A 10829-nucleotide genomic window follows, 5' to 3' on the forward strand; every position below is an offset into this window, starting at 1 on the left:
ACTTCGGCAGAGTAAACCGCTCGATCACACGTTCGCCGCCGTCAGCAAAAACAACATCTCACCTTCACACTGCGAGTCTGCGCATTGTTAGGAACGCGCAAAGTTGCTCGATCTGAAAACGCAGAAACCGTCGCTGCGGTCTCTGCTTTTTTTGCCGATCAAGGCGCCTTCGTTACAAGCAATCACGCACCGACTGGCGCAGCGACCCTGATTTGGCCCACGGCGGCCCCTGATACAACGACACTTTGCTGCCGTTTTTGTATTTGACGATATCAAGAATTTCATCCGCGGTGATGATGCTCGGCGCGGTGATGCGATAGCCATTGGAAATCGATGTCTGCGAAGTCTTCGCGACATCCCGCTGCCACAACGGCAATACGCACGCGGCATAGTCCCTGGGGGTCTTGTCACTGGTCTTGCTGACGTTGGGTTCACCCGGTACCAGCGAGGCCGGTAAAGAGCAACCCGTCAACAGGGCCAATGCCAGACTGCCGATCCATATCCGCATGTTATTTACCTGTTCGTAAAAACCGCGAATGTACCGTTAAACCGTCTGCACATCCATCGTGGCACCCCGCTGTTACGGGTGATTGGAGGTTTTTTTACATCCGTTCAGCCGGGCGTCAGAGGATCGCGCACAACCGCCGTAAATGCGGCTACTCTTTTCTACCGACAATGTTTCGGAGGTGATCATGCGGCTTAATGAATACGAACACGAACTTCAACGCGACCTGCAAAGTGTTGCATCGGACTTGCGCTGGTCGGCCGTCGACCTCAAGCGAATCGCCGAGCAGTTGCGCAAATCAGGCAACGAAGCGGACGCCCAGGCCGTGCTCAGGTCTTGCGAGATCCTGCAAACCGACGAGGAACGACTGCAGGTCTATGCCAAGGAGGTAAAAGCCCGAGCCATCAGCCGAACCAAAGTCCACTGACATCTATCGATTTTTGCCAAACAAAAGCCCCGGAAAAACCGGGGCTTCTTTTTGACAGCCGGTCAACCGGCGCTGTGATCCTGCACACGCTTGGCGCGTTTTTTATAGCCGGGAAGCGCCGCCGCATACGCCATCGCCTCCTCCCGGCTCGAGAACGAAGCCAATCGATCGCCCTGGGTGCAGACCCGCCACGGGCCATTGTTCACACTGAGCACGTCGTAACCGTTCATGTGCAGCTTGTTCAGCATTGGAATGCTCATGAGCACCTCCCTTTTGCCAACGGTAGTTTCAATCTTGCGCGATTACCTTACACCCGGTTCCGGCGCGGGTGTGGACCAGCTGTCGCGGCACCTGTCCGTCAATTCACTGGCACTTTTCGCTCAGGCCACAGCTCCCAACTCTGAGGGAACCTTTAAATCACCGTCCGGCTCGAATATTGCAGTTTAATTACAGTTTTGTGACAGGCATTCAATGAGTAATAGATGAAAGTACGCGCAACCGTCATTTGCGAACAGGATCGACATATTCTCCTGGTGCGCAAACCTCGCCATCACTGGTCGCTGCCCGGCGGCAAGGTCGAGCCTGGAGAAACCCGGGCAGATGCCGCCGTACGCGAACTGCAAGAAGAAACCGGGCTGGATGCCGAGGCGTTGCTGTACTTGATGGAGCTTGAGGCCGGCAGCACGCGGCATCACGTCTACGAAGCGTCAGTGGTGAATATCGATGAGGTTCGACCACAGAACGAAATAGCCGATTGCATCTGGTATCCGCTGGATGCCGTGCAGAACCTCAACACCAACGAAGCGACGCGGCGCATCGTTCAGGCTTTCCAGCGACGTTTATAAAATTTTAGCCGGCGAACGCCCTGCGACCCGCGCTGATCTCGGTGCGCAGCTCTGCGATGAAATTGGAGATATCACGTATCGTGACGAGGTGCTCGGGGGAGACGCCATCGAGCAGCAGTTTGACGCGCCCTGTCTTCGGGTCATAGATCTTGATGGACAACAGCCCTTGCCCGGTTGGCATGCAATCGCACTTATAAGCGGGAAACCCCGATTCGACGATGCGGCAAATGTCGGCAATGGCAAGCATGGACGGCCGCCTCGCAGGCGATGAGCTATCCCAGCAAGCATAGGCGAGCCTACTGCACTTGCCTGCCCCGAAAACGCCAACTGGCTCACAAACTGCGCAAGCACTCAGTGGGCATCCTGGTCCCAGATCCAGTTCCACAGGCCCGGCAAATTGACCGGTTCGCTGCTTTGCTGAACCGTGCGCGCCAGCGCCGCCCTTTCCAGCGTAGCCCTTTCGTCATAGAACGGCTTTGCGTCCAGCCTCACCCCGGTGGCCGCCGCACTGTCCAGCAGAATCTGCAAATACTCACGGGTGTGCCGTGCGGTATAGCGATTGAGATCATGAAACGTCACCACGACCGGAATCACCCCCTCCACCGTCGGGAACTGGCCAAGTGCAATACGCTCACGCACCTCGGAGAGCTGGCGCAGCATGTTCGCTCGGCGCCGCGGACTGGCGTTGAAGCCCCAGATCTTGCCGTCATTGGCACTCAAGTCGGTCAGCAAAACGTGCAAGCCATGCTGTTGATACGCCGCGAAGGTGCGTTTGTCGTAGTTCCAGAATGGCGGGCGCAGCAGCGTCGGCGACGCGCCGGTAATGGCGGCGATGTCTGCTGTGCCATCAGTCAGCGATTGTTCGAGTTCCTGCGGATCAAGCAAGCGATGGTTGGTGTGCCAGTGGGTCGCCGTGTGGAAAGCCAGAATATGCCCCTCGTCGTGTTCGCGACGCATGAGGCTGCGGCCAATCTCGCTGTTGCCGGCCCTGGGCGCACGGGTCTGCACGAAAAACACCGCTTTGATGCCCGGTTGCACCGGATTGGTCTTGAGGCTGTCAAGCACGGTCGCCGTGGGATTCCACCACCCGGACGCACTCGGGCCATCGTCAAATGTCAGCAGAAAACGCACAGGCGCCTGCGTTTGCAGGCGGTTTTCGGTTTGCGCGGTCATTTCGATGGGCGCCGCGATGCAGCCAGCCAGACCGAGGGCGATGAGCGCTGCACAAAAAACTTTGTATCCGGGGATCATGTTTTGCCTTGGGTCCGGCGCTAGCCGTTGTGTTGTCGATTGGCAAAACTCCCTCGCCCTCGTCCATCCCTGCGCGGCGATGCGCGCGCAGGTTGGATAAGGTACACAGGGTTTGGTTCCGGCGCTCGTTTCAGTGCGTCAAGGCTTGTTGAAATGACGTGTCGATGATGCCTGCCGTGGCCAAGGGTGCCGGCAGCGCTTTGACTTTAAACAAAAAGTCCGCGGTGCTTTGCAGGTCCGCTGCCGCCTGCTGGTCTACCGGCCCGACGGTCATGTGCGCCTGGCGCAGCCAATGCCGCGAGACTTGCTGATCGAGATTGGCCTTCTTCGCCCAGAGATCGGCGTATTCATCGGTGTGGCTGTCAACCCAGGCCCGTGCCTGTTTCAAGCGCCCGAGAAAATCGGCAATTGCTTCACGCTTGCTGTCGATGGCCGGCGAAGACGCGGCGATGGCGCTGAGCCCCGGCATCAGGTTTTTAGCGGTCAGAATCGGCCGGGCGCCAGAGAAAACGATCTGTTGCGAAATGTACGGTTCCCAGACCGGAAACGCGTCAATGCTGCCTTGCGGCAGCGCTGCGGCCGCATCGATTGGCATCAGCTTGACGAACTCAACGTAATCCTCCGCCAGCCCGCCCTGCTCCAACGCACGCAACGTCAACTGCTGACTCCAGGCGCCGGGCCAATACGCAACTTTCTTGCCTTTAAGATCGGCAATGGTTTGCACCGGAGAATCCTTTGGGACCAACAAGGCGATGGTGTCCGGATTCTGCCGCGATACGCCGATCAATTTGACCGGCGCCTGTTTCGCCGCGAGGAACAGGAAGCCTGAGTCGCCGAGAAAGCCAAGGTCCAGGGCACCGGTCTGCAACGCCTCGGCCAGCGGCGCTGCGGCCTGGAAATGCTTCCAGTCGACCGTATAAGGCGCGCCCTTCAACACGCCGGACGCTTCTATCGAGGCGCGGATGTTGTAGTAATTCTGATCTCCAACGTGCAGGACCAAAGGCTCGGCCGCGTAGGCAAATGGAGAGGTCAGCACGGCAGCGGTCAGCACGCTGCACAGAAAACGAGAGAGCTTCATGGCGACTCCGAAACGAGATTTCCATAGACCATAACGTTCTTGATTTTTATTTTTAAATTCTATTTGTGCATAACCTAAGCACCGAGTCGTCAATGGCGGCATCACGCAGGCCGGCTAAATAACGCGAGCACCAGCGCGTTATCCAGACATGCGTTCTACTGAATCCTTCGCGTTACAGTCGGTGTATCAATGGCGTAACAACTTCCCACAAAACAGTCGTTTGAGCGAACCAACCGCTTGTCTGACATTTGGATCGTCATACATACATTTTCCTGCGCTACGGATAGCATGCGCGCCGCCTTTCCGATTGGTATACCAGTTGACCAAAGCGTCAACAAATCAGGAATCCCCCAACAACTTTCAAGCCTTGCAGAGAAATAAGTGAGCGACGATTTTGCAATCAAACAGGTCAACGGCCTGGAGTGGATCCATCTGTCCAAGACAGAGCGCCTGGAACTCGACTGTTTTATCGGCCATTACATCAAGACCCGAAACCTGCACAGTGTTGCCGACATCGAACGCACCCTGCGCAACACCCTCGAAAGCTATCCTGGCCATCCGCCGGTGATGGTCAACGAACTCAATGCGTGGATCGACAAGACGCTGGGATATCGGGCAACACACCCGGACTTCACACAGCACGAAGACCTCTGAAATGCGAAAAGCCCCGCTCAGGCGGGGCTTTTCGTATCCATGATTCACGGCTTCAGAGGGCGTTCCTGGTCGCGGTCCGACAGTTCTCTGCTGTCGTCGCGCTTCCAGGTTTTCTCGTCCCGTTTCTTTTGCTGCTCGATCTCTTCTTCCGTAGGTTCATCATCGTCCGGTTGCGTTTGGTCGGTCCTCATATGCACCTCGCTTTCACGTTGCTCGCTTGGACAAACTTGCGCACTGGCGCCGAATTTCCCCCAGACCGGCGTACCATGGCGCTATCTAATCTTACGTCAGGGAAACGACATGCTGTACCGAATCGCAGCCGACGGGCTGGTGCTGTTCCATCTGGGTTTTATTGTCTTCGTACTGCTCGGCGGGCTGCTGGTGCTGAAGTGGCCACGGTTGCTGTGGCTGCATGTGCCGGCCGCTGCCTGGGGGGTCGCGGTCGAAGTGTTGCACCTGACCTGCCCGCTGACCTATTGGGAAAACCTGATGCGCCACGCTGCCGGGCAAACCGAATACGCCGGCGGTTTCATCGAACACTACATCTGGCCGATCATCTATCCGGCGGGGCTGACCCCGCAAATTCAACTGGCACTGGGCAGCGTAGTGCTGGCAGTGAACCTGCTGGTGTATGGGCGCCTGTTTCGCTTATGGAAACTGCGCCGCGCCCGACGTATCCCGTTTTAACGCGACGCCGGTTTCAGCGCCTCGAGCCATTGCGGATCGAGGCGCGGCTGGTCAAGCTCCAGACCCAGCGCCTGCATCCGCTCCTTATGGGCTTCGACTTCACGAAACAGTTGCCCGTGGTCACTGGAGTTGCCGTCCAGCTCATGCATCTGCATCAACCCCAAGTGGTAGAAACGCAGCACCTTCATCGCCGTCGGATCGTTATTCTCCACCGCCGCCGTGACGTGGTGCATCACATTGGTGACGCTCATGAGATTGCGTTTGAGCCGCCAGCCATACACCGCTGGCGCCATCCAGCTCTGGTGCCAGAAACGACCGCGCAGCAACGCCGCAGTCAGCAGAAACGCCAGGAACACCCCGCCGACATTGAAGCGCAGATTATCCCCGCCCGGTTCACCGAACAGCGCCACCGCCGCACTGGAAAACAACATTGCCAGCACCAGGAACAACACGGCAATGATCACCGTGCTGCGGCGGGTCTGCTGGCGAAAGCTTGTGGCGTCCATCGGCTGAATCTCAAACATCTGCTGTGACTTCCTTGAACGACAAAAGGGGCAACGGAAAAAACTCGCCGGCGCATTATCGCATCGAAGAGGGATTTAGCTATGCTGGGGCTCCTTTTCATCTTTTCAGCGTCCAACGGGGACATGGCGGTACAGCGCAGATCGTGCCATCTTCATTCATGGATACACACTATTCGGATGCCATCCGCCCGGTACTGGATGACATCGTTTTAAGGATCATTGCATGACCCAACGACACGTAATCAATGCTTCGGTCAGCCCGAAAGGCAGCCTGGAAACGCTTTCTCAACGTGAAGTCCAGCAACTGAGCGAAGCCGGTTCCGGCAGCATCTACAACCTGTTCCGCCAGTGCGCCCTGGCCATCCTCAACACCGGCGCGCATGTCGACAACGCCAAGACCATCCTTGAAGCCTACAAGGATTTTGAAATCCGCATTCACCAGCAAGATCGCGGCGTACGCCTGGAGCTGCTGAACGCTCCGGCCGATGCTTTCGTTGACGGCGAAATGATCGCCAGCACCCGAGAGATGCTCTTCAGCGCCCTGCGCGACATCGTCTACACCGAAAACGAACTCGACAGCCAACGTATCGACCTGAGCAATTCCCAAGGCATCAGCGACTACGTTTTCCACTTGCTGCGCAACGCCCGCACCCTGCGCCCGGGCGTCGAGCCGAAGATCGTGGTGTGCTGGGGCGGCCACTCGATCAACACCGAAGAATACAAATACACCAAGAAAGTCGGTCACGAACTGGGCCTGCGCAGCCTCGACATCTGCACCGGTTGCGGCCCCGGCGTGATGAAAGGCCCGATGAAAGGCGCAACCATCGCCCATGCCAAGCAGCGTATTCACGGCGGCCGCTACCTTGGCTTGACCGAGCCGGGCATCATTGCCGCCGAAGCGCCGAACCCGATCGTCAACGAACTGGTGATCCTGCCTGACATCGAAAAACGTCTGGAAGCCTTCGTCCGTGTCGGCCACGGCATCATCATCTTCCCGGGCGGCGCCGGTACGGCGGAGGAGTTCCTCTATTTGCTGGGCATCCTCATGCACCCGGACAACGAAGGCCTGCCGTTCCCGGTGGTACTGACGGGGCCGAAACATGCCGCGCCGTATCTGGAGCAGCTCGACGCGTTCGTCACCGCAACCCTCGGCGAAGCAGCGAAGCAGCATTACGAGATCATCATCGACGATCCGGCCGAAGTGGCACGGCAGATGACCCAGGGCCTGAAGGCGGTGAAGCAGTTCCGCCGCGAGCGCAACGACGCGTTCCACTTCAACTGGTTGCTGAAAATCGACGAAGGCTTCCAGCGCCCGTTCGATCCGACCCACGAAAACATGGCCAACCTCAAACTGCACCGCGACCAGCCACCGCACGAACTGGCGGCCAACCTGCGCCGGGCGTTCTCCGGGATCGTCGCCGGCAACGTCAAGGACAAAGGCATCCGCCTGATCGAAGAGCACGGGCCGTACCAGATCCGTGGCGATGCGGCGATCATGCAGCCGCTTGATGCACTGCTCAAAGCCTTCGTCGCTCAGCACCGGATGAAATTGCCGGGTGGCGCGGCGTATGTGCCGTGTTACCAGGTCGTCGCGTAACTTTCAGCCACCACGCAACAAATGCAGGCCTTCGTCTGCTCGCGATAGCGGTCTATCAGTCACTTTTTATATCGACTGAACAACCGCTATCGCGAGCAGGCTCACGCCTACAGGATCCAGGGTGTGACGCATATTTTGTTCGCAACCCAAGCCCCTGTGGGAGCGAGCCTGCTCGCGAAGAGGCCTGAAAGACCACCATCAACCTCGGCTCGCCAACCGCCCCGCCAATGCCTTGGCCTGCAACGCCACGTCCGTCACCGCCGTACTCTCCCACCACATCCCTCGCAACGGTGGCCCCATGGCAAACAAACGATTGCTGGCCTGTCCTTCGGCATTCAGTACCGCACCCTCCGCCGCTGCCGCAATCCCCAACGCCAACGGCCCCGGCTGCACCAGACCGCGCGCGAGCAACTGCTGCGGCAAAGGTCTGGCGACGCGCCGCCAGTCGTATTCGATACCGCTGGAGTTGATCAATGCCGCGCCCTTAACGACCCGGCTGTCGGTTTCGCCACGGGGACGGACGCGAATGTTCACACCGTCATTACAGCTGGCTTCAAGCCCCTTGAACGACGCCGCATGGATGCGCAAGCGCCCTTCGCCGTGCAGGCGCTCGACCAGCGCCGCGCTCAACGGCGGAGAACGATGGTGATGGCTCTCCCACCACGGCCGCACATGCCGTACGAATTGTCGACGCTGCACGTCAGTCGCCTGGCTCCATAACCGCGCGATATGCACGCGAACCGTGTCCAGCGGCGCCTGCCAGTCGATCCCCTGGGCGATGGCGTCGCGACAGTGCCGACGCAATTCGTGCAATAACTGGCGTGGCGTGCGGATGTTGTGATTCTCTGCCAGAAAATCCACCCAGGCCGGCGGTTGACGGCGTACATGCGGCAGCAAACCGTGGCGCGAGAACACCTCGATCGGACCGCGATGCCCGGCCTGCTCCAGCGACACCACGGCATCGACCATGGTCAGGCCGGAACCGATGATCAGTACGGTGGATTGTGGATCAAGCTCGCGCATCGCAGCGACATCCCAAGGATCGAGCGCGGCGGCGTTGAGACCACTGGATTGCGTTTGCGGCGTACGAGCAGCGGGAAACATGCCGGTGGCAAGCACTGCGCGTTTGCCGCGTAACCGTTGGCCATTGCGCAATGTCAGCAGCACTGAATCGGCGTCGTCTTGCAAATCGATGGCTTCGGCGCAGACATGCTCGAGCGTCGAACCGTGCTGCGCGCCGACAACCCGAGCCTCAGCGAGACGCTGCTGCACATACACACCGAACAAACCACGGGGCGGAAACAGCTCACTGACCGGGACCTGCTGCTCCCGGGATTGCGGCCAGCCGCCTGCGGCGATGTGTTTGGTCAGCCATTGCGTCAGATCATTGGGGTTATCCGGGTCGACGCTCATTCGTGCCGCGTTGCCATTCAGCGTATGCCCCAACTCGACGGCGCTGTAAGCCTCGCCACGCCCCAGTTCGGCACGCGGCTCGATGATCAAAATGCTGCGCTGTCCTGGCAAACGCAGCAACTGCACCGCCAGCGTTGTGCCGCTGAGACCGCCACCGATAATCAGAATGTCCGCGTACTGCTCCATTCAGATCACCACATTGCGCACAAACCACGCCGCGACATCACCATCGTTGCGATAGGAGTGCGGCTGATCACTGGCAAACATAAAGAACTCGCCTTTGCCGATGTGTTGCGGCTGATCCCCGAGCATCAGCGTCAGACGCCCTTCAAACACGTAAATTTGCTCGCTCCAGCCTGCGGCGTCCGGTTGCGAGGGATACACCTCGCCCGGTTGCAGGCACCATTCCCATTGTTCGACCTCGCGAGTGGCGGTGGCTTTGGACAGCAAGACCGCTTTGCTGCCGGGGATCGCTCCCGCCCACGCGACTTCGTTGATGCGGCTGGGATCGCGGGAATCTGCGGCCTGGATCAGGTCGCTGAACGCCACATCCAGCGCCTCGGCAACGCGGTCGAGGGTGGTCAGGCTGACATTTTTCTCGCCGGCCTCAATGGCGACCAGCATACGCCGACTGACCCCGGACTTTTCCGCCAGCGCGGTCTGGCTCATGTCCGCCGCGTGACGCAGGCGCCGCACGTTCTGGCTGACATGCTGAAGCACGGAAGTTCTTTGGCTGGAATCTTTGGGCACTATATTGCTCACTTGGTGGGATTGGGCAGTATACTGCCCAACGTTGGATGCATTGTGCGTCCTGCCTTTTATAGTGCGCAAGGTCATGACGTCGGCAAACAACTCCCCCACTTCCCTCCGTTTCTCCAGATTCAGCAAAGCCGAGTGCGTGCTGGTGCTGATCACCATGGTCTGGGGCGGCACCTTTTTGCTGGTGCAACACGCCATGACTGTCAGTGGGCCGATGTTTTTTGTCGGCCTGCGCTTTGCCGCTGCGGCGGTGATTGTCGCAATGTTTTCCTGGCGTCACCTGCGCGAGTTGACTTTGTTCGAAGTCAAGGCCGGGTCGTTTATCGGCGTAGCAATCATGCTTGGATACGGGCTGCAGACCGTCGGGCTACAGACTATTCCGAGCAGTCAGTCGGCTTTTATTACCGCGCTGTACGTGCCGTTCGTGCCGCTGTTGCAGTGGCTGGTGCTGGGCCGCCGCCCCGGATTGATGCCGAGTATCGGGATCATGCTGGCGTTTACCGGACTGATGCTGTTGTCAGGCCCGTCGGGTGCCGCATTGAATTTCAGCCCCGGTGAGATTGCTACGCTGATCAGCGCCGTTGCGATCGCGGCCGAAATCATCCTGATCAGCACGTTCGCCGGCCAGGTGGATGTGCGGCGAGTGACAGTGGTGCAACTGGCGGTAACGGCGGTGTTGTCGTTCCTGCTGGTAGTGCCGACCGGTGAAGTGATTCCAGATTTTTCCTGGCTGCTGCTTTCGAGCGCTCTGGGGCTGGGCGCGGCGAGCGCGGCGATCCAGGTGGCAATGAACTGGGCGCAGAAGAGCGTTTCGCCGACTCGGGCCACGTTGATCTACGCCGGTGAGCCGGTCTGGGCAGGGATCGTCGGGCGGATCGCCGGGGAGCGACTGCCGGCGATTGCGCTGGTCGGCGCGGGGTTGATTGTTGCGGCGGTGATTGTCAGCGAGTTGAAGACCAAGGGGAAGGCTGCCGGGGCGGAGACTGAGCTGGAACGGGAGACGCTTGGTTAAGGCCATGCTTGACATATGGCTATCGCGAGCAGGCTCACTCCTACAGGTGGATGCGTTTCAAATTGTAGGAGTGAGCC

General features: G+C 59.1%; 15 protein-coding genes. 6 read left to right on the top strand and 9 right to left on the bottom strand.

All coding sequences use genetic code 11. The features are described 5' to 3' along the window. Positions 1 to 172 precede the first annotated feature (172 nt). Entirely contained in the window at positions 173 to 508 is a 336-nt protein-coding gene (locus tag HU739_RS06020) for a hypothetical protein (protein WP_186547750.1), read from the bottom strand. A gap of 184 nt (positions 509 to 692) precedes the next feature. Here HU739_RS06020 and HU739_RS06025 point away from each other — a divergent pair, with 184 nt between their 5' ends. Beyond that, positions 693 to 932, top strand: a complete 240-nt coding sequence (locus HU739_RS06025) for a hypothetical protein (RefSeq protein WP_186547752.1) — start codon at positions 693 to 695, stop codon at positions 930 to 932. A 62-nt stretch (positions 933 to 994) separates the two neighbouring features. On the opposite strand, the gene HU739_RS06030 is transcribed toward HU739_RS06025, so the two are convergent. Then, on the bottom strand, positions 995 to 1192 hold the full coding sequence (locus tag HU739_RS06030) for a DUF2188 domain-containing protein (RefSeq protein WP_186547754.1): 198 nt from the start codon (positions 1190 to 1192) through the stop codon (positions 995 to 997). Positions 1193 to 1414: 222 nt separating this feature from the next. On the opposite strand from HU739_RS06030, the gene HU739_RS06035 reads away from it, so the two are divergent. Further along, positions 1415 to 1777 (top strand): NUDIX hydrolase, encoded by a 363-nt coding sequence (locus HU739_RS06035; RefSeq protein ID WP_186547756.1) that lies wholly within the window; start codon positions 1415 to 1417, stop codon positions 1775 to 1777. 4 nt (positions 1778 to 1781) lie between these two features. On the opposite strand, the gene HU739_RS06040 is transcribed toward HU739_RS06035, so the two are convergent. From HU739_RS06040 to HU739_RS06050, 3 genes are all read right to left on the bottom strand, one after another. After that, positions 1782 to 2024, bottom strand: coding sequence for a DUF1652 domain-containing protein (locus HU739_RS06040; RefSeq protein ID WP_186547758.1), 243 nt, complete (start codon positions 2022 to 2024; stop codon positions 1782 to 1784). A gap of 104 nt (positions 2025 to 2128) precedes the next feature. Continuing rightward, complete coding sequence (locus HU739_RS06045) at positions 2129 to 3028, bottom strand: polysaccharide deacetylase family protein (protein ID WP_186547760.1); 900 nt, start codon at positions 3026 to 3028, stop codon at positions 2129 to 2131. Between the two features lie 130 nt (positions 3029 to 3158). Beyond that, positions 3159 to 4106, bottom strand: a complete 948-nt coding sequence (locus HU739_RS06050) for an ABC transporter substrate-binding protein (RefSeq protein ID WP_186547762.1) — start codon at positions 4104 to 4106, stop codon at positions 3159 to 3161. A 381-nt stretch (positions 4107 to 4487) separates the two neighbouring features. Between HU739_RS06050 and HU739_RS06055 the strand changes: the two genes are divergently transcribed. Next, positions 4488 to 4760 carry a hypothetical protein gene (locus tag HU739_RS06055; protein WP_186547764.1) on the top strand — a complete coding sequence of 91 codons (273 nt, stop codon included), beginning with the start codon at positions 4488 to 4490 and terminating at the stop codon, positions 4758 to 4760. A gap of 44 nt (positions 4761 to 4804) precedes the next feature. On the opposite strand, the gene HU739_RS06060 is transcribed toward HU739_RS06055, so the two are convergent. Then, positions 4805 to 4951, bottom strand: coding sequence for a hypothetical protein (locus tag HU739_RS06060; RefSeq protein ID WP_186547766.1), 147 nt, complete (start codon positions 4949 to 4951; stop codon positions 4805 to 4807). Positions 4952 to 5060: 109 nt separating this feature from the next. Between HU739_RS06060 and HU739_RS06065 the strand changes: the two genes are divergently transcribed. Beyond that, entirely contained in the window at positions 5061 to 5447 is a 387-nt protein-coding gene (locus HU739_RS06065; RefSeq protein WP_186547768.1) for a DUF2784 domain-containing protein, read from the top strand. Here HU739_RS06065 and HU739_RS06070 read toward each other — a convergent pair. Further along, entirely contained in the window at positions 5444 to 5971 is a 528-nt protein-coding gene (locus HU739_RS06070; RefSeq protein ID WP_186547770.1) for a DUF3087 family protein, read from the bottom strand. The genes HU739_RS06065 and HU739_RS06070 overlap by 4 nt on opposite strands. Before the next feature lie 223 nt (positions 5972 to 6194). Here HU739_RS06070 and ppnN point away from each other — a divergent pair, with 223 nt between their 5' ends. After that, on the top strand, positions 6195 to 7568 hold the full coding sequence (gene ppnN, locus HU739_RS06075) for a nucleotide 5'-monophosphate nucleosidase PpnN (RefSeq protein ID WP_186547772.1): 1374 nt from the start codon (positions 6195 to 6197) through the stop codon (positions 7566 to 7568). Between the two features lie 198 nt (positions 7569 to 7766). Here the strand turns inward: ppnN and HU739_RS06080 are convergent, their stop codons facing one another. Continuing rightward, a complete protein-coding gene (locus tag HU739_RS06080; protein WP_186547774.1) occupies positions 7767 to 9167 on the bottom strand; it encodes an FAD/NAD(P)-binding protein in 1401 nt (466 codons plus the stop codon). Next, positions 9168 to 9731 (bottom strand): helix-turn-helix domain-containing protein, encoded by a 564-nt coding sequence (locus HU739_RS06085; protein WP_186547775.1) that lies wholly within the window; start codon positions 9729 to 9731, stop codon positions 9168 to 9170. An 85-nt stretch (positions 9732 to 9816) separates the two neighbouring features. Between HU739_RS06085 and HU739_RS06090 the strand changes: the two genes are divergently transcribed. Further along, the gene (locus tag HU739_RS06090) at positions 9817 to 10752 is read left to right on the top strand and encodes a DMT family transporter (RefSeq protein WP_186547777.1); all 936 of its coding nucleotides are present in this window, start codon (positions 9817 to 9819) and stop codon (positions 10750 to 10752) included. Positions 10753 to 10829 lie beyond the last annotated feature (77 nt).

Origin of the sequence: Pseudomonas hamedanensis, from assembly GCF_014268595.2 — a bacterium.
Lineage (GTDB): Bacteria > Pseudomonadota > Gammaproteobacteria > Pseudomonadales > Pseudomonadaceae > Aquipseudomonas > Aquipseudomonas hamedanensis.